Origin of the sequence: Neisseria sp. P0013.S005 (assembly GCF_051958425.1) — a bacterium.
GTDB classification, from domain to species: domain Bacteria; phylum Pseudomonadota; class Gammaproteobacteria; order Burkholderiales; family Neisseriaceae; genus Neisseria; species Neisseria subflava.
Map to the genome: position 1 here is coordinate 81233 of NZ_JBQCVL010000001.1, position 18154 is coordinate 99386.

An 18154-nucleotide genomic window follows, 5' to 3' on the forward strand; every position below is an offset into this window, starting at 1 on the left:
TTACGATTTACCCAGCAACTTACGCATCAGGCGTTGCAACAGGCCGCGAGGTTGTTCTTTCGACGGACCGGCAATTTTTTGAGCCTCTTTGCTCATTGCTGTTTCAGGTACGTCTTTGCTATTCACATCAATCTGTTCGTTCAATGAAGGCGTATTGTTCGCATCAGTTGCAAACTCTGTATCTGTCGCCAAAAAGCCTGTCATATATGTTGCCGATAAATAGTTCAAAATATCAGGCATTTCTAAAGGCATGACTTTATAGAGGATGTTCAGATTAACAGACGTTTTCGTCAGAAATGCCGACAAACGCATAGATTCTGGAACATGTGCCAAACGGGTTAAGTTTGGCCACCGCTTGAGTGTAAAGACAGTTTGCGGCGTCATCGGATAAATCAGACGGCCTGATGCAGTCCAAATAGCCATTTGCCACAAGCATGACATAATGGTAACTTTGGCTTTTTCTTTCCATTGAGGATTATCAGGAACAGCCTTACACACGACAGCCAAGTTATCGTTCTTACACAATTTCTCCAACTCGTTGGCACTGACTGTCAACAGTACTCGCTGGATGCTAGGAAACACGATTAATATCGGCTTGCCTTCATGCAAGACAGCAATATCTTGGTGTCCTTGACTGGCAAATTTTAGCGCGCCCAACAAGCCTTTATTTGGATTAAATCGGCGAATGGTTGCTTTTCTTGTGCCATCTGAATTTGATTGTCTTTTATTCTCTTCAGCCGCTTGTTGTTCAGACGGCTCAAAAACATTGCCGCCTTGAGCCAGGCTGCGCAAAACAGGAAACAAGGTATCGAATTTGACCGGCTTAGCCAAATAAGGAGTCGTTACTGTCGGCAACTCGGAAGAAAACATAGCCACAGGTACTTCCGGATAAGTTTTCTTCGACTCTTTCCAAGCTTCTAAACCTGCCGGAGTATCGGTATCAACCAATACCAAATCCGGTTTTTCATCAGAGTCAGGGGAAACGATGACGTAATTCGTCGTATTGTGCATTTTAAATGCCATACGGAATACCGCCTGCTGTTGCTCGCCCATCTCCTGTAACATAACCCGTATGGTTTTAATTTTTGGTAAATGATTATTCATCACTCGTACTTTCTACGATTATCTTATTTTTTTGAATATTGGTTCATTCGTTGCAAGAGACGGCTCATTGCCAAGACAACCTCTTCAGGCAGGCTGACAACACGCTCACGCAACAAGCGCAGAAATTGTTCTAAACGTCCCCAATCTTCAACGCGTTCGTACAAATCAAACAAGATAATGTACAACTGCGATTCTTGAGGATACTGCAAAACAGCCTGTTCCAAAGTACCGATGGCCAAATCCAATTGACCATAAGCCAACAAAGATTCCACTTCTTTCAGAGCCTCATCAGCTGGTGAAGAGCTGGCGCTGATAACTGAAGAGTCTTTTTGAACCAACTCACGATATTTGGCTTTCATCTGCAAAGAACTTGGCTGAATGTAACCGCGTTTCAAGCCAATCTCTTTAATTTGCTGTTCAGACGGCCCTTTTTCCAAATCATCAAAAATTTCGTGATAACCAAGGTTATAACCCCAACCAAGCATACGTTCTTTTACTTGACGGCCATATTGACCCAAAGAGTGGTAAAGCTTCCACAGATGCTTGGCAAACTGCCCTACTTCTTCATTCTGATAATCCAGACGCAAGGCATCGATAATGAGACCAGCGGGCTTCGCAGAAGTTTGGATTGCTTTGTTGTATTGATGCAAAGCAGTCTCGTAGCTAATCTTGTCTTTCAAGATTTTTGCACTACGCTCCGGTTTGGCAAAACCAATAACCGCGCCCATCTCTTCAGGGCTGATTTCGCCAAAATCTTTCTTGCCTAATACGATAGGCGCACGTTTGCCCATGCCTGGAACGACAATGCGCTCAACCGAGTCGTTCTCAAAGGCAATATGCTCGTCGGAAGCAACTTCCAAACCGCTTTGTTCGCCAATTTGACGGTCCACTTCCTGCATATTCCAACTAAGATGATGCTCGGCAAAAACACGCAGGCGCAGGTTAGTAGAATCCAAAGCCAGACCGGCTTTCAGGTATTCGGCTACGCTGTCTTCAGAAAGGGAGGCACTATGACGCTCAAGCGTATCCGCCAGCATGTCGATATTGCCGACACGCAGATTCAAACCGATTAATTCATGAACCAGCTTTTCCGGAGCACCGTCTTCCAAAGTATTGAGATAACCGGCCAAAGACTCCGCTGCTTTGCTCTCATAGCCGAACTGTTTATAAACCTGATATTCGGTCAACGGATCGACTTCTTGTGCGGAAACAGAAGCTGTTGCATCGTTTGAGCCGCTTCCACCCCATTCCCAGTCTTGATTATCCGCATTGGAAACTGTCTGGTTGACTTTCTCAATCCAGTCGTTTCCATCATCAGAGGAGGCTGTATGAGCAGCAGACGTACGGCCGCTTTTTGATGCATGTGCGCTTTGTTTGTCTGAATTGTTACTTTGTTTATGACGAACAAAAACCAACACCAGCAAAAAAAGCACCAGCAAAAAAATAGTTAAAAGTTGATAGTTCAAGAACACCTCCCGGTCTTGTGCTGCAAACTGCATTTATTAACATCTGTTGCTTTACACGCAACTTCAACGTTATTAATTCCCCAAACGAATGATGATAACATGAATGCACTCATTTTTACATTAAAAACCCTACTCACATAAAGGACTTGATACCAATTTACAACTCAAACACACCGATGGATTCAACATGCGAGGTTTGCGCAAACATATTCATGATTCCTGCCGCCTTAAACTTATAGCCCTTATCAACCAAGACACCGGCATCTCGTGCAAATGTTGATGGATTACACGAAACATACACTATCTTCTGAGGCAAAAACGGCTTGTGTAGCGATTTGACAACAGCATAAGCCCCGTTTCTCGGCGGATCCAGCAACATCTTGTCAAATCGTCCCCACGACTCAACAGTCTTTTCATCGGTATCGAATAAGTCTGCAACAGAAAACGTCATATTCTCGGCACAACGATTCAGACGAGTATTTTCCCTTGCCCTATCTACCAGATAATCGGCACCTTCAATACCGACAACCGATGCGCCACTTTTTGCCAGTGGCAAACTGAAATTGCCCAAACCGCAAAACAGATCGGCAATCCGCTCCCCTTTTTGAGGGTTTAAAAGTCTGACAGCCCTTGCCACCATCACTTCGTTTAGCTGCGCATTAATCTGCGTAAAATCACCAGGCTTATAAGGCATTTCCACATCAAATTGAGCAAAAGTATAGTTCAGGGGAGGCGCGTTCTCAGGGTAAAACGGCAAGGACTCGGCATGATCCTGCAACCATATTTGCCATGCCTTTTCAGCACCCGACAATATCTTATCAAACCAATTACACAATTCGCTTAATATTTGTTCAAACGGTTGATTTACGAAACGAATGTTGAGTACCGTCACATTTTTCCCGTAATAAAACTCAACAAATTTCACTTTTACACCGTCATCATGCAGCTTTTGCAGCAAATTGCGGACATCAGGCAATCTATCGGACACATGCTTAGGCAAAATATGGCAATGGCGGATATTGACGACATCATGGCTTTTTTTGGCCTGAAAACCGAGTTTCAGACGGCCTTGCTTATCCACCGAAACACTTAAACGTGCTCTATCGCGATAATACCAGGAGTAACCATATAAGGGAGGTAAAATTATCTCCGGCTTGACCTTACCTATCCGTTCCAACTGTTCTTCCAAAATCCGTTGCTTTAATGCAACTTGCGCTCCGAAAGAAACATGTTGAAGCGAACAGCCACCACATGTATCAAAATAGCAACATGCGGGCTCGACACGTTCGGAAGAAGCCTTCAAAACCTTTTCAACTTGAGCCTCGGCAAACTGCTTTTTCTCTTTATGTATGACAAACGTTACACGCTCTCCAGGCAGCGCACCGCCGATAAATACGGCCTTCCCATCAACTCTGGCAACACCCCTGCCCTCATAATCCAAAGAAAAAACTTCCGTTTCTTGATACTGTTCTTTCACACCCATACCGTTTCCGTCACTCAGCCGCTCCCCGACCATTTAACTGTCTTCCAATACCGAAAGCGCATATTTTCTCACAAAAACACAGAGTTTCAGGTATCATGCGCCAAAAACTTTCATTTCAAACCCTACAAAAAAAAGACGACATGAAAAAAATACTATTCGGCCTGACAGCCGCCCTTTTAACTTCAGCCGCTGCTGCAAACACGCTTATTCCAGACGTCTCCCCCGCCTCTTCCGGACAACACGTCGTTATCAATATTACGCAACAGCGTTTGTTCCTCTACGACAACGGCAAACTGAGCAAAATTTATCCTGTTGCCGTCGGCAAAGCCATGACCCAAACCAATCTGGGCGAACATAAAATCGGCGCAAAAGCCTACAACCCAGTTTGGCATATCCCTAAATCCATTCAAAAAGAACGCAATGACGGCGTAAAAAGCGTACCGGCTGGTCCAAATAATCCGCTGGGCCCCGTATTTGTCCGTCTTGGCGACCCTAAATTAAGCCTTGGCATTCACGGCACCAATGCCCCTGCCAGCGTACCCGGCGTCCGCAGCCATGGTTGCGTGCGCATGAAATCGCCTGACGCATTGGAATTCGCCAAAACCATTGCAACAGGTTCTCCTGCCTCCGTTATCTACCAAATGGCAAGCCTGAACGAAGATGCCAACCAAAACTTGTGGCTGGCTGCCTATCGTGACCCATACGACAAGAAAAACCTTGATACGGCTGCCCTGAAAAAAAGCATTGCCGCCTGGGCAAAAGCGCACGGCAAAACCATTCCTGCCGCACGTGTGGATGCAATCCTGAAAGGACGCACCGGCGCAGCAAACTGTCTGACCTGCGCCAAAGGTGTGAAACTCAAATCGCCTTTGAAGTCTTTGGCATGGACCAGCGGCACGGATGCTTACAGCAAACCTAAAGTCATGCCGAAACCGGCTCCTGCTAAAGATGTGGTATTGCCTCAAGGTACTGAAATCGAAGTTGATGCTACCGACGATACAAACAAGGCAGCATCCGAACCGAAACAAAGCGTTCGTCCGACTCCGGTGAAACCGGCAAAACCTGCGGCCAAACCGGTAACCACTCCAGCCGATGCTCCTGCCTCTGCACCTAAAGCCGCCTCCGAACCGGCTACTGCCCCAGCCTCTTCTCCAGTGAAAGATGCTCCGGCAAGCAGCGAACCGGCAGATTTGCTGTTCTAAGCAGAACAAAATACATAGCCAAAGGCCGTCTGAAATGAATTTTTCAGACGGCCTTTTCGTACAACTGGATATTGGAAATAGATGCCCCTCTTAATTCAGACGGCCTTTTTACTTTCCAAATATTCTGACAAGCCGCGCTCGCGCAAAATACAGCTTGGGCATTCATGGCAACCACCGACCACGCCGTTATAACAGGTATGCGTATGCTCGCGAATATAATCCAACACACCCATTTCATCCGCCAGCGCCCATGTTTGCGCTTTGGTTAAATACATCAAGGGCGTGTGAATTTGAAAAGCGTAATCCATGGCCAGATTCAGCGTGACATTCATCGACTTGACGAACACATCGCGACAGTCGGGATAACCCGAAAAATCGGTTTCGCACACGCCAGCAATGATATGGCGTATTCCCTGCCCTTTGGCGTAAATAGCGGCGTAAAGCAAAAACAAAGCATTGCGTCCATCTACAAATGTATTGGGCAAGCCGTCTGAAGCTGTTTCAATGGATGCCGTATCATCCATCAAGGCATTGTGTGTAATCTGTTGCATCAAGCTCAAATCGAGTACTGTCTGCTTTACGCCCAAATCTTGGGCAATCCAACGCGCGCGCTCTAATTCGATGGCGTGGCGTTGTCCATATTGAAAAGTGATGGCCTGCACATTTTCACATCCATATGTTTGAATTGCCTGAATCAGGCAGGTTGTTGAATCCTGCCCACCCGAAAAAATAACGAGGGCCTGCTGTTTTTCCATAGTAAATTCCTAGTTTTGTTAACGCGGGAGGTTTGCGAACCGCGTGATTCGAAGATTGACGGATTATAACGGATTTCATCTATAATCACGGCACTTCATTTTCTTTTATATAGCATAATTATGAGCATCTACGCCCTGAAACCAAAATTCCAAAACCTTTTGTGCCCCATTGTTAAGCGACTTTATCAAAAAGGCATTACTGCCAATCAGGTTACTCTGTTTGCCTGCGCCGTTTCTATTTTGATTGGTTTGCTTTTAGCATTGTTTGCAGGTGTATCCACATTATTCTGGCTTTTGCCGATTTGGTTGTTTGTCCGCATGGCGCTGAATGCAATGGACGGCATGCTGGCACGGGAGTTCGGCCAGCAATCGGCATTAGGCGGTTATTTGAATGAAATCACCGATATTGCCGCCGATGCCGCTTTGTATCTGCCTTTTGCCTTTATCGTTCCCTTCGGCGGCGTGCAAATCGCCCTGTTTATTTGGCTGGCGGCAATGACCGAGTTTTGCGGCGTTTTGGGACAAGTCCATGGCAACGGCCGTCGTTATGATGGGCCATTCGGCAAAAGCGACCGCGCATTCTTTATAGGCGCATTGGCCGTATGGTATGCAATCGCCGGCAGCTTCCATTCGCTTTTCTATATCCTTATGTGGCTGGCCTGCGCGGCATTGTTTTATACCTGCTACAAACGTGTCATCAATGGCTTGAAGGCCGTCTGAAACCTGTCCGCGTTCCTGGGTTAATCACTGTTTCAACCCATCAACCTGTTTTACTGAAAACAAAAAGGCCGTCTGAAACCATAAAGTTTATGGTTTCAGATGGCCTTTTATCCAGTAGCCAAGATAACTTACTGTTTACCCAGCTGACTGTAATCTACCAACATATACTTGGCAGTAATTTTCTGTGAAGCATTGCCTTCATCGCCCATCAGAATCATTTGAGGCTTGCCGTTAACGGTAATCGAATCGACGGCTTCAACGTTGGTGATGTGTTGCAGATTAGGCAGAGAGATTTTTTGCGGTTCATCGGTCGGATTACCGCTCCAAGTCCACAGTTGTGAGAATTTTTGTCCATTCTCATCCTTCACTTCATTGGCAATTACGTATGTTTTCAACACAGGATCATAGTTGAGGGAACGGATACCGCCGCCATCAATATCAATCACGGCCACTTCATCAAACTCAGGCTTGGCATTGCGCTCAAACACATCTTTCGGATTGCTGATAAACGCAACTAAAGCCATGTTGTTGAACTCAGGATCACGGAATCCCAAAACGAGACGTTTTTTCACCGGATCAAACGCCATGCCCTCAATATTGATTTCTTCAAAAGAAACCTCAGCCTTAGTTCGCTCGCGAATCAAATCATGCAGCTTGTGATCGGTTTCCAAAACCTGCGTCAGATTGTCGTAGCTGGTCAGCCCCAACACATTGCCGTCTTGGATTTTAAAACGCATCAGGTGTTCGCGGTCAGGCGAGCGATTGCCTTTACGGGTGCGCGAGTGTGAAGTCAGCGCGTAGATAAAGCCTTCATCGTCACGCGCCAAAGCCTCCAAGTCGCTGAGACGGCGTTTGAAACCGGTAATCACGCGTGTATCCAATGCCTCGTCTTCCACAAACCTACCGGTTTTATCAATGCTGACAATACTGAACGCATGGTTGGGTTCGTCTTCCGCAATCAACAAATTCCCATCCGGAAGCTGTTGTACGGCGGAAGGCTCAAATACTCCGTTAAACATATTGATACCCAGCGAACGCAGCTCTGCCGCATTGTTGGCCGGAGGCGTCAGCAATGACGGCAATGTTTTCACGCCGATAAATGCCGCCAACGAAGCCAGCAAGCCCCAGCGGAATACCGCGTAAGATAAATTAATGTATTTAAACTGTTTATCCGCCAACAAACCAAGCCAATAAAGATGATCGCTCATCTTTTGATAGATTTGTTTACGGTCGCCCATAATCTCCTGCATCATTTCCCAATATTGATCTTTTTGCAGTTTTACACGGTCTTCATAAATCAAAATATTGGGTTGGCTGCCGCCAAAAAAGCGTGTTTCGGTACTGCTGAGGCGGGTTTTCAAATCCCGCAGTTTCGAACGGCCGCGGATAAAATCCTTAAACCATGTACGCGCTGCCTGCATTTTGCCGATACGTTCCGGCGAAGCAGAAAGCAATGCAAACACGATAGACGCGGCGGCAGTAATCATAAACGTACTGGCCGGAATCAAAAATTCGGGCGACGATGAAAAAATAAACGCGCCCGAAATCATCAGCGCAGAAACAATAAAACCATTCAGCGAAATCATAATGTTCGCTTTGGTTGCCGCTAGCGCCAACAATTCCATCTCCGAGCGTACGGCGTTGCGGAACATGGTTTCCACGCCCTTATTCGTACCCAACAGATCAGACGCATTCAAATCCTCGGCTTTATTTTTTTCTTCTTCGCCTTGTCTTTTTTGCGTTTGGCTTTCTTCTCACTTTTTTCAGACGGCATCTCAGGATGTTCAACCACTTCCTGACCTTCTACTGCTCCAGCCACAACCTCAACTTCGTTTTCAACCACACCGTTTTGCTTGTGATCCCAAAACTCAACATCCTGTTGGGATTCGGCAGCTGCGCCGTCGTTTAAAGGTTGTTCTTGGTCGCCTATCTGCTTCGGCTGACCATCTTCCTTCCAATCATTCAAACTCATATTATGACTCCCAACATCAAACACTTTGAACTACATGGAAAATAAAAAACATATTTAGTTCATTTATTTCAGGTAATTTACATGCTGTTTACATTCTTTAAATGCCTAAATAGCAAACTGTCGCAGGACCAAAAGCCCTGCGACAATCTACTTTATATCGAAATATTAATAATCGATGCGTTCTTTGATAATTTGCAAATCAGGATACGACAAAACAATGTCGTACTCACGGCCATTTTTAAAAGCCTCAACCTCCAACACAGGCTGACCTCGACGGCTATCGGCATCAACATCGTGAACTTGATAGCCACGTTGTTCCAACATTCTTACGGCTTTAGCACGGTTTTGCTCGAAGTTTTTGTCGCTGTAGATTTTGTGTTCGATGTAATCGCTGGCACCGGCAGTAGCAGCAGACAAAGCAACGATAGTAGTCAATAAGAATTTTTTCATGTTTGATTTCCTTTTAAAATGTGTATTCGGGTTTCGATGGATGTATTAAAACATGACAAAATTAGCAGTTAATTAGTGCTTGGTTAAACGCAGTAAAGGCCGTCTGAAAACTGTTCAGACGGCCTTGATCCTTAGTCATCAAATTTCAAACGTATTGCCCAAGTGTAAATCCTGAAGGTTAGAAGCGATGAAAAGCCTGCAGCGAATATTCACCCAACAAATGGACAAATCATGAACAAATTTTGCGAAATTACTTTTTGCCAACAAATCGGCAGCAACAAACAACACAACCAAGATGCCCTTTTTAACGGCGAACAAGTGTTTCAATATAAACTCAAAACCGCTGAAACACGCCTTGAAACCCGTCCACGCTTTATCATCGGGATAGCCGACGGCATTTCCAATAGCAATCATCCCGGAAAAGCCAGCAAATCAGCCATGCACCTATTAAGCCGTACAGCCAGACTCAGCCGTCAAACCATCAATCATGTACAAACCGTTTTATCCGCAGAATTGGCAGAGGATTATTTTGGTTCATCAACCACTTTTGTTGCCGCAGAAATCGACCAAACCACCGGCAAAACCAAAATCATCAGCGTAGGCGACAGCCGCGCCTATTTGATTGATACACAAGGAACATGGAAGCAACTGACCCAAGATCACTCGATACTCTCCGAATTGCTGGATGGTTTGTCGGATAAAAAAGAAGAAGAGTTCGCCACCATATATGGCGGCGTTTCTTCTTATCTAGCAGCAGATTATTCCGAATTCCAAGACAAAATGTGTCATATCGAACTTACGCTTAAAGCAGGAGAAAGCCTGCTGCTTTGTTCAGACGGCCTAAGTGATGCTCTTTCAGAAGAAATAAGAGAAAAAATTTGGCAACAATATGATAACGATAAGTCCCGTCTGACTGTGTTTCGTAAATTAATTGCGAAACAAAGAGTTTATGATGATATGTCGGTAGTAGTTTGTAAGATTATCCAAACACCTTCTATCCAACCTTTTAACAATCACTGTCATCCGTTTTAAGTGAAATTTGAAACCATCTTTTACCATTTCTCTCCATCATTGCATTCGTCCGATATGTCATGATACTGTTCAAAAAACATGACTATTAGGAGTTTCTCATGTCCGAACAGCAAAAATACTTTTCTACCCAAGACGGTACTTCGCTTTTCTACCGCTATCGCCCTGCTGCCGATGGTTCTTCCGACAAAGCCATTGTGCTGTTCCATCGCGGACATGAGCATTCTGGCCGGATGATGTTTGTGGCGGATGAACTGGGTTTCAACGATTTTGCCTATTTTGCTTGGGATGCGCGCGGTCATGGCTACAGCCCCGGAGAACGCGGCGATAGTCCGAGTATCGGCACTTCGGTTGCAGACGTAGATGATTTTATCCGACACATTCAAAGCGAATATGGCATCAAACCTGAAAACATTTGCGTGATTGCGCAAAGTGTCGGAGCGGTATTGGTTTCTACTTGGTTGCACGATTACGCGCCGAAAATCCGTTGCGCCGTATTGGCATCGCCCGCATTCAAAGTCAAACTCTACGTCCCTTTTGCCCGTACCGGCCTGAAAATCATGCAGAAATGGCGCGGTAATTTCTTTGTCAACAGCTACGTCAAACCACACTATCTGACCCACAACGTCGAGCGTCAAAAAAGCTACGACAATGATCCGCTTATTGCCCACGCTATTTCTGTGCGCATCCTGCTGGGTTTATATGAAGCGGCCGAACGTGTGGTTGCCGATGCGCAAGCCATTACTACGCCTGTACAACTGTTGATTTCAGGCAGCGATTGGGTTGTTCATCATAAACCGCAACATGATTTCTACAACCGTTTGGGCAGCCATATTAAAGAACGCCATATCCTACCCGGTTTCTACCACGACACCTTAGGCGAGCAAAACCGTGAAATCGCGTTTGTCGAAATGCGCCGTTTTATACGCGAGCGTTTCAATCAACCCTTGCAACAAGTCGATCTGACTCAAGCGCACTTATTTGGAGACAGCCGTCGCGAAGCTGACGAACTGGCGACGCCTTTGCCTGTTTGTTCGCTACGCGGTGCATTTTGGGCAATATATCGCGCCTCGCTCAAACTGGGTTCGCGCTGGAGTGAAGGCTTGAGAATCGGTCAAGAAACAGGCTTTGACTCAGGCAGCACACTGGATTACGTCTACCGCAATCAACCGCAAGGCAGCAATGCTTTCGGTGTATGGGTGGATAAATACTATCTCAACGCCATTGGCTGGCGCGGCATTCGACAACGCAAAGTCAATATCGGCAAAGCCATTCAGACGGCCTCAGCCAAACTGCGTGAAGCAGGCAAACCGGTACACGTTTTGGATATTGCGTCCGGTCATGGCCGCTATGTATTGGATGCCCTGACTGCCGACACATTGCCTGATTCCGTACGCTTGCGCGATTACAGTCCGATTAATGTCGAAGCCGGACGCAAGCTGATTGCCGAGCGCGGCTTGCAAGAGACGGTAACCTTCAATGAAGTCAATGCCTATGATCGCGCCAATTATCACGATTTACAGCCACGCCCCACCCTGGGCATCGTCTCTGGCCTGCACGAATTGTTTGCCGACAACGATTTGATTTTGAACTCACTCTACGGTTTTGGAGAAGCCATTGAAACCGGCGGCTATCTGATCTACACCGGCCAGCCGTGGCATCCACAACTGGAAATGATTGCCCGCGCCCTAACCAGCCACAAAGCAGGCAGCCCAAACTGGGTAATGCGCCGCCGCAGTCAGCAGGAAATGGATCAGCTGGTTGAAAAAGCCGGTTTTGAAAAAATCCATCAATGGATAGACGAAGACGGTATTTTCACCGTGAGCTTGGCAGTGAAGAAATAAAAATAAAGGCCGTCTGAACAATTTTTTAACTTTCAGACGGCCTTATTTAAACCATGTACCTATCCATGAAACCCTCCCTCAAAAACTCCCTACTCAAGCTGATTTTAGTCGGTATCCTGTTTTACACCAGCTACGGCCTCTCCAATCATTACGCGGCATCGCTGGACTATGTGCCTGAAATCGCTTTTGCATGGGAGAGCAATATTCCGTTTTGGGCATGGACGATTGTGCCTTATTGGTCGCTGAACCTGATGTATGCTGTGGCATTTTTTCTTTGCCGTGATACACATGAACAAAACCGATATGTAGCGCACCTTGTAGCCGCCCAACTGATTGCGACTGTTTGCTTTGTCCTGTTTCCGCTGCGTTTCGGGTGGCCTAAACCGCCTGCTGATGGGCTGTCAGGCTGGCTTTTTGATTCATTGGCTGCATTTGATTTGCCGTACAACCAAGCACCATCTTTGCATATCGCGTTGGCGATTATCGTGGGTGCATTTTATTGGACGCGCTTTCCCAAAATCCGCCTGCCGCTTTTCTTATGGCAAAGCCTGATTGCCTTATCGGTACTGACGACTTATCAACATCATTTTATTGACATGCCGACCGGAGCATTGCTTGGCTGGCTGGTGTTGTGGGCTTTCCCGCGTCAGATGACTTCGCCGTTAAGACTGGACTCAAGTGATGTACGCTCAAGAAAGATTGCTCTGCTGTATTTGCTTGGCGCGTGTTTAATGGCTTTACCTGCGCTGCTGGGTGGCGCGTGGCTGTGGTTGATATGGATTAGCGTGTCTTTGCTGATGGTGGCCTTTGCCTATTTGACTGGAAATGCAAACGTATTCCAAAAACAGGCTAACGGTAAATTATCGACGGCAGCGACGGTTTTGCTGTTGCCTTATCTGGTGGGCGTACGGCTAAACATGGCGTATTGGTTACGCAGTAAGGCGAAAACGGCACCAGTCCGCCATGATGTATTGATTGGCAGCGTTTTGGGGATTTCAAACCATCTGCCTGCCGTATTGGATGTATGCGCCGAATATCCCTGCCGTAGCCATCAAGGAGAATATCGCGCCGTACCTTTACTGGATATGGTAACGCCGTCTGAAAACGATTTGGTTCAGACGGCCTTGATATTGGAAACCTTACGCCAAAAACACGACAAAGTGCTGGTATGTTGCGCTTTAGGTTATGGAAGAAGTGCCGCAGTGGTGCTGACGTGGCTGCTGGTCTATGGTGGCTGCAAAGACTTGGCGCAAGCGAAGGCTGAACTCAAACAGGCTCGGCCGCAAATGGTATTATCGCCGGCCACTGCCAAAGCAGTCGAAGCTGCTGCCAACCGTTTAAAACAAGGATAATGATGAACAACGCAACCGACAGCCGTATTACTGCCCACCTGCTCTCTACCACACATTATGTTGCCGCCTGCAACGCCTTGCTGCTCGCCTTGTCGGCAAAATATGGCGGCGCATGGTTTGCGGTGCAACTTGTCTTGGCAGCGGTTTTGCTGTACTGCCATATCCGCATTCACTTCGACCACCGCGTGTTCCAAGACTTTGCCGACAACCGCTACTCTCCTGAAGACTTCGACCAATCCTTACAACAAAACGGTTTACATCAAATTTCAGGCAGCCGTACGTTGACCCAACGGATAAACGGCGCACTTTCCTTATGGCGCAAAAACTTATACCTGACCGCCGCACAATTTTTAATTTTGCTTATCCAAAGCATTTGATTATTTTTGCTGATTTACCCAAACCAAATCCTTAGCGGTATCTCACTCCCAAAGGCAGAAACAATGAAAAACTTCCTCAAAAAACAACTTGCCTGGCTGACCGACCAAGCCTTGTGTCTGTCGGTCTCTTTTCTTACGGGCGTCCGTCCTAAAAGTCCGCACGAACGGACATTCAATCAGCACCAAAAGGTCTATTATGCCAATCACGGCAGCCATGGCGATTTTGTGCTGGTGTGGATTTCCCTACCCCGCCGCTGGCGCTTGTCCACGCGCCCAGTCGCCGGTTCGGATTACTGGCTGACAAGCAAACTCAAACGCTTCATCATTCAAAACGTTTTCAACGCCTTGCTGATTCCGCGCCATAGCGATAATCCGCAAGCAATTACCGAACAGATGAAAGACGCGCTAAACGCAGGCGACTCTTTGATTATTTTCCCGGAAGGCACGCGCAATACTGACGACAACACTATCCTGCTGCCGTTCAAGTCCGGCATTTATCATTTGGCAAAAAGCAAACCCGATACCGAATTTGTGCCGATTTGGATAGACAACATCAGCCGCGTACTGCCCAAAGGCAAAATCCTGCCTATACCGCTTTTGTGTGAAGTCCATATCGGACAGCCGCTTACTTTGCAGGAAAACGAAGACAAAGACAGCTTTTTGACACGCAGCCGTGAAGCGCTGCTGGCACTCAGGCCGTCTGAAAACGACCGCAGCGAACTTCGCCAAAATGAATCTGAAGTCCATCAAAACAAAGGAGGACAAGCATGAGCCTTTCTACGACTTCCCAACAAATTATTGTCGAACAGGCCGCCGCTCATCTGACTCCGCAAGCCAGCTATATTTTTGTCGGCGTATTTGCCGTATTGTGTTTTGCCAGCATCATCGGACAATGGCTCAAGCGCAAAAACGGCGCCGATAATGCCACCATCGCCAACCTCAATGCCCGCATTTACGCATGGTGGCTGATGACGCTGGTGTTGCTGGGTGCGTTTTGGTTCGGCAAAATCGGGACGGTTGTACTGTTTTTCCTGATTTCATTTGCCGCACTGCGCGAATTTATGACCCTCGTCTATCGCCGCCGCAGCGACTATTACAGCATGGTGGTCTGCTTTTATCTGCTGCTGCCGGTGCAATACTATTTCGTCTATGACAGCTGGTACGGCATGTTCAGCATTTTTATTCCGGTTTACGGCTTTTTGATACTGCCGATTATTGCCAGCCTCAGCGGCCAAACCGCGCACTTTTTGGAACGCGCCGCCAAAACGCAATGGATGGCGATGATTTGCATCTTCTGTCTGTCCCATGTTCCGGCGCTGATGTTTCTAGATTTGGACGGCTTCGATAACAGCAATAATATCCTGTTGCTGATCTTCCTGATTGGCGTGGTGCAAGTATCAGATGTGTTGCAATACGTTTGGGGCAAACTGATTGGCGGTGCAAAAATCATGCCCTCGCTTTCCCCGTCCAAAACCATTTCCGGCACTGTCGGCGGTATTTTATCGGCCACTGCCATTGCCGCGTTGATGGCGCCGATTACGCCGTTTTCCCACGGCCAAGCAGCCGTTATCGGCTTTATCGTCTGCCTGATGGGTTTCTTTGGCGGCCTGGTTATGTCTGCCATCAAACGCGATTACGGTGTCAAAGACTGGGGCAATATGATACGTGGCCACGGCGGCATGCTTGACCGCGTGGATTCGATTTGTTTTGCCGCACCCGTGTTTTTCCACATCACCCGTTATTTCTGGAACGGCTAAACTTCAGGCCGTCTGAAAGCTGTTTTCAGACGGCCTTGAATATATGAAACTGCCAGCCCTACCAATTCGTTATACAATACGCGACCATTGTTATTACACACACAACATGAATAAACCTTCTCCAATCTTTCCCATTTTTCTTGCTACGATTATCTTCGCCCTCATTGTTTGGTCAGGTATCAATCCCCATGACCGCGCAGTCTGGTACGCCGAAATCATTCCCGTAGCATCCGTATTCTTCCTTCTGGTTGCCACCTACCGCATTTTCCGATTCAGCAACCTGGCCTACTTATTCATGAGTTTCTGGCTCATCATGCATTCCATCGGTGCATACTACACTTTTGCAGATGTACCGTTTGAATCCATCAACCGCTTTGTCGAGCCAATTTTGGGCGAAAACCGCAATCATTACGACCGTATTGCCCATTACATCATCGGCTTTTATGCCTATCCAATGGCTGAATGGCTGCTACGCCGCAAGCTGTGCAACCTGCCGTTGGCCTTATTTTTCTCCCTGTTCTTCATTATGAGCGTGGCTGCCGCCTATGAAATCATCGAATGGCAATATGCTGTCATCGACGGCGGAGAAGCCGGACTGGAATTTTTGGGTTCTCAAGGCGATATTTGGGACGCGCAAAAAGACATGCTTGCCGATACTTTGGGCGCGTTAACTTCTCTGTTTATTTTTGTGTTTACCCGACCCGATAAACGCTTGGGTTTCTCTTAAATCTACCCCTTTACAGCAAAAGGCCGTCTGAAACCAGATTTTCAGACGGCCTTTTTCATTTTTCTATTGGTATGTTGGAACATTGGTTGACAATAATTGGAGTGGGTTGTCGACCATCAAGTTGAATATAAAGTTTTAAATATCGACATCAAAGTGCGCTAGTACCAATACAGAAAGCTTCATTAATAACAATTTTGTCGGCCAGCCTGATCTAAGATTTGCCGACAACGGTATAGATTCTATGCGTATGATGATGCGTATAGAAGATCATGACACCTTTTTTAACCGCAAATTGCAAATTAAAAGTAATATGGAATTGTGAGAAATCACCAAAATTTACTCGACAATGTCGAATAATCTTTCAGTGAGTAGTTCCTGAAACGCAGTACGCCTACTTTGGATTGATTAATTTGGGTTGGATCAAGAACAAAGGTCGTCTGAATGTTTCAGATGGCCTTATATATTTCGCCTCTTTGATATGTCTTTTCTCATCGGTTTTATCAAATATAAAAAAGCGTACCTTTCTAGGTACGCTTTTTTTCAATCTGACTCAAAATTAGAATTTCGCGCCAGACTCGTTTGCCATAAAGTCTACAGCAGCTTTAACTTCATCGTCACTCAAGCTGCTGTTGCCACCTTTGGCAGGCATTGAATTAAAACCTTCAAGCGCGTGTTTGTGCAAAGTGTCTTTACCTTGCTTAATTCGAGGAGCCCAGTCTTCTTTTTTACCTACGACAGGAGCGCCTGGAATCATACCGCCATGACATGTTTTACAGTTGGCTTCAAAAACAGCTTTGCCATCTACCTTAACCGGAGCCGCTTCTGCTTTTTCAGCAGGTTTGGCTTCAGCAGCCGGAGCAGCTTTAGCATCTGAAGCAGGAGCGGCAGATGCTGCGCTGTCAGCTGCAGGGGCTGATGCTTCGGCTGCTGGAGCAGCTTGAGCAGGCTCAGCTTTTTTAGCAGGAGCTTTTTTACCGTCTTTGTTAGACATACCCCAAACGTAAGCAGTCATGATGTGCAGCTTGTCTTTGTCGAGGAAGTGACCCCAAGCAGGCATTTGGCTGCTGCGGCCGTTGGTAATGGTTTCGGTAATCGCTTTTTGAGTACCGCCCCACAACCATACATCGTCAGTCAGGTTCGGACCAAGACCTTGGATACCTTGACCTTTGTCGCCGTGACAAGTGAAACAGTTGGCAGGTGGGCCGCTAAACAGGGCTTTACCGCGTTCTGCACGTTCTTCGTCGTATTGACCTTTAGGTTTAGAAAGAGACATAACATACTGTGTTACGTTTTTCACGCCTTCTTCACCCAAAGCAGGACCCCATGCAGGCATGGCGGCAGTACGGCCTTTTTCAATAGTTTCCTGAATTTTTTCAGGTTCGCCGCCCCACAGCCAGTCGTCGTCAGTCAGATTTGGGAAGCCTTTAGAGCCTTTGGCATCTGAACCATGACATTGGATACAGTAGGTATTGAAAAGGTTTTGACCGATAGCTTGTGCTTCAGGATTTTTAGCCACTTGATCAATCGGCATTTTGGCAAACTTAGCATACATTTGGCTGTATTTCTGTTCGGCTTTGGCAACCTCTTCTTCATACTGACCGTGGCTAGTCCAGCCCCAGATACCTTTAAAGTCACCGACACCCGGATACATGACCAGATAGCCGATACCGAAGGTCCAAGTGCAGACATACAGCCAAAACCACCAACGCGGCAGCGGGTTGTTGTATTCTTCAATACCGTCCCATTCATGACCTGTCGTTTTGACTTCTTCGCCCTTTTTAGGACGCTTCACAACGTTTTGGGAAAGCAGCAGCCATGCCAAGCCGATAAAGCTGAGCACGACAATAACTGCAATGTATATATTCCAGAAATTGCTGGTAAATTGGGATGTTGTGTTCATTCTTTTGCTCCGTGAT

The 18154-nt window shown here is 46.7% G+C and carries 15 protein-coding genes, 1 pseudogene and 1 riboswitch; of the genes and pseudogenes, 9 read left to right on the forward strand and 7 right to left on the reverse strand.

The genetic code is table 11. The features are described 5' to 3' along the window. The 3 genes from ACTHTA_RS00415 to rlmD all read right to left on the reverse strand — a co-directional run bounded on the left by ACTHTA_RS00415 (position 1) and on the right by rlmD (position 4053). Positions 1 to 1104 (reverse strand): response regulator transcription factor, encoded by a 1104-nt coding sequence (locus tag ACTHTA_RS00415; protein ID WP_003684312.1) that lies wholly within the window; start codon positions 1102 to 1104, stop codon positions 1 to 3. 23 nt (positions 1105 to 1127) lie between these two features. Beyond that, on the reverse strand, positions 1128 to 2603 hold the full coding sequence (locus ACTHTA_RS00420) for a 23S rRNA methyltransferase (protein ID WP_308887198.1): 1476 nt from the start codon (positions 2601 to 2603) through the stop codon (positions 1128 to 1130). A 124-nt stretch (positions 2604 to 2727) separates the two neighbouring features. Next, positions 2728 to 4053, reverse strand: coding sequence for a 23S rRNA (uracil(1939)-C(5))-methyltransferase RlmD (gene rlmD, locus ACTHTA_RS00425; RefSeq protein ID WP_308887197.1), 1326 nt, complete (start codon positions 4051 to 4053; stop codon positions 2728 to 2730). 140 nt (positions 4054 to 4193) lie between these two features. On the opposite strand from rlmD, the gene ACTHTA_RS00430 reads away from it, so the two are divergent. Then, complete coding sequence (locus ACTHTA_RS00430) at positions 4194 to 5255, forward strand: L,D-transpeptidase (RefSeq protein WP_308111536.1); 1062 nt, start codon at positions 4194 to 4196, stop codon at positions 5253 to 5255. Between the two features lie 95 nt (positions 5256 to 5350). On the opposite strand, the gene queC is transcribed toward ACTHTA_RS00430, so the two are convergent. Beyond that, positions 5351 to 6010 carry a 7-cyano-7-deazaguanine synthase QueC gene (gene queC / locus ACTHTA_RS00435; RefSeq protein ID WP_308887196.1) on the reverse strand — a complete coding sequence of 220 codons (660 nt, stop codon included), beginning with the start codon at positions 6008 to 6010 and terminating at the stop codon, positions 5351 to 5353. Between the two features lie 3 nt (positions 6011 to 6013). Then, a riboswitch (PreQ1 riboswitch) is annotated at positions 6014 to 6059 on the reverse strand. 71 nt (positions 6060 to 6130) lie between these two features. Between queC and ACTHTA_RS00440 the strand changes: the two genes are divergently transcribed. Then, a complete protein-coding gene (locus ACTHTA_RS00440; protein ID WP_308887195.1) occupies positions 6131 to 6730 on the forward strand; it encodes a CDP-alcohol phosphatidyltransferase family protein in 600 nt (199 codons plus the stop codon). A gap of 128 nt (positions 6731 to 6858) precedes the next feature. Here ACTHTA_RS00440 and ACTHTA_RS00445 read toward each other — a convergent pair. Next, positions 6859 to 8702, reverse strand: a pseudogene (locus ACTHTA_RS00445) (Pycsar system effector family protein). A gap of 165 nt (positions 8703 to 8867) precedes the next feature. Then, positions 8868 to 9152: a PepSY domain-containing protein gene (locus ACTHTA_RS00450; RefSeq protein ID WP_070646658.1), complete on the reverse strand. Its 285-nt coding sequence runs from the start codon at positions 9150 to 9152 to the stop codon at positions 8868 to 8870. A gap of 231 nt (positions 9153 to 9383) precedes the next feature. On the opposite strand from ACTHTA_RS00450, the gene ACTHTA_RS00455 reads away from it, so the two are divergent. The 7 genes from ACTHTA_RS00455 (at position 9384) to ACTHTA_RS00485 (ending at position 16238) form a co-directional block, all read left to right on the forward strand. After that, complete coding sequence (locus ACTHTA_RS00455; RefSeq protein ID WP_308887194.1) at positions 9384 to 10184, forward strand: PP2C family protein-serine/threonine phosphatase; 801 nt, start codon at positions 9384 to 9386, stop codon at positions 10182 to 10184. A 98-nt stretch (positions 10185 to 10282) separates the two neighbouring features. Then, positions 10283 to 12025, forward strand: a complete 1743-nt coding sequence (locus ACTHTA_RS00460; protein ID WP_313971018.1) for a bifunctional alpha/beta hydrolase/class I SAM-dependent methyltransferase — start codon at positions 10283 to 10285, stop codon at positions 12023 to 12025. Positions 12026 to 12090: 65 nt separating this feature from the next. Then, positions 12091 to 13377 (forward strand): dual specificity protein phosphatase family protein, encoded by a 1287-nt coding sequence (locus ACTHTA_RS00465; RefSeq protein WP_440364132.1) that lies wholly within the window; start codon positions 12091 to 12093, stop codon positions 13375 to 13377. A 2-nt stretch (positions 13378 to 13379) separates the two neighbouring features. Beyond that, entirely contained in the window at positions 13380 to 13754 is a 375-nt protein-coding gene (locus tag ACTHTA_RS00470; RefSeq protein WP_440345742.1) for a hypothetical protein, read from the forward strand. Between the two features lie 63 nt (positions 13755 to 13817). Beyond that, the gene (locus ACTHTA_RS00475; protein WP_440345739.1) at positions 13818 to 14525 is read left to right on the forward strand and encodes a lysophospholipid acyltransferase family protein; all 708 of its coding nucleotides are present in this window, start codon (positions 13818 to 13820) and stop codon (positions 14523 to 14525) included. Continuing rightward, entirely contained in the window at positions 14522 to 15511 is a 990-nt protein-coding gene (locus tag ACTHTA_RS00480; protein WP_440364131.1) for a phosphatidate cytidylyltransferase, read from the forward strand. The genes ACTHTA_RS00475 and ACTHTA_RS00480 overlap by 4 nt, the downstream gene beginning before the upstream one ends. Before the next feature lie 106 nt (positions 15512 to 15617). Continuing rightward, the gene (locus ACTHTA_RS00485; protein WP_070646683.1) at positions 15618 to 16238 is read left to right on the forward strand and encodes a DUF2238 domain-containing protein; all 621 of its coding nucleotides are present in this window, start codon (positions 15618 to 15620) and stop codon (positions 16236 to 16238) included. A 556-nt stretch (positions 16239 to 16794) separates the two neighbouring features. On the opposite strand, the gene ccoP is transcribed toward ACTHTA_RS00485, so the two are convergent. Beyond that, positions 16795 to 18138, reverse strand: a complete 1344-nt coding sequence (ccoP, locus tag ACTHTA_RS00490; protein ID WP_079454060.1) for a cytochrome-c oxidase, cbb3-type subunit III — start codon at positions 18136 to 18138, stop codon at positions 16795 to 16797. Between the last annotated feature and the right edge of the window lie 16 nt (positions 18139 to 18154).

Bases quoted from the DNA above. Each gene is read 5' to 3' on its own strand.
- ACTHTA_RS00415 (WP_003684312.1), bottom strand. From the start codon at position 1,104: ATGAATAATCATTTACCAAAAATTAAAACCATACGGGTTATGTTACAG.
- ACTHTA_RS00420 (WP_308887198.1), bottom strand. From the start codon at position 2,603: ATGCAGTTTGCAGCACAAGACCGGGAGGTGTTCTTGAACTATCAACTT.
- rlmD (WP_308887197.1), bottom strand. From the start codon at position 4,053: ATGGGTGTGAAAGAACAGTATCAAGAAACGGAAGTTTTTTCTTTGGAT.
- ACTHTA_RS00430 (WP_308111536.1), top strand. From the start codon at position 4,194: ATGAAAAAAATACTATTCGGCCTGACAGCCGCCCTTTTAACTTCAGCC.
- queC (WP_308887196.1), bottom strand. From the start codon at position 6,010: ATGGAAAAACAGCAGGCCCTCGTTATTTTTTCGGGTGGGCAGGATTCA.
- ACTHTA_RS00440 (WP_308887195.1), top strand. From the start codon at position 6,131: ATGAGCATCTACGCCCTGAAACCAAAATTCCAAAACCTTTTGTGCCCC.
- ACTHTA_RS00450 (WP_070646658.1), bottom strand. From the start codon at position 9,152: ATGAAAAAATTCTTATTGACTACTATCGTTGCTTTGTCTGCTGCTACT.
- ACTHTA_RS00455 (WP_308887194.1), top strand. From the start codon at position 9,384: ATGAACAAATTTTGCGAAATTACTTTTTGCCAACAAATCGGCAGCAAC.
- ACTHTA_RS00460 (WP_313971018.1), top strand. From the start codon at position 10,283: ATGTCCGAACAGCAAAAATACTTTTCTACCCAAGACGGTACTTCGCTT.
- ACTHTA_RS00465 (WP_440364132.1), top strand. From the start codon at position 12,091: ATGAAACCCTCCCTCAAAAACTCCCTACTCAAGCTGATTTTAGTCGGT.
- ACTHTA_RS00470 (WP_440345742.1), top strand. From the start codon at position 13,380: ATGAACAACGCAACCGACAGCCGTATTACTGCCCACCTGCTCTCTACC.
- ACTHTA_RS00475 (WP_440345739.1), top strand. From the start codon at position 13,818: ATGAAAAACTTCCTCAAAAAACAACTTGCCTGGCTGACCGACCAAGCC.
- ACTHTA_RS00480 (WP_440364131.1), top strand. From the start codon at position 14,522: ATGAGCCTTTCTACGACTTCCCAACAAATTATTGTCGAACAGGCCGCC.
- ACTHTA_RS00485 (WP_070646683.1), top strand. From the start codon at position 15,618: ATGAATAAACCTTCTCCAATCTTTCCCATTTTTCTTGCTACGATTATC.
- ccoP (WP_079454060.1), bottom strand. From the start codon at position 18,138: ATGAACACAACATCCCAATTTACCAGCAATTTCTGGAATATATACATT.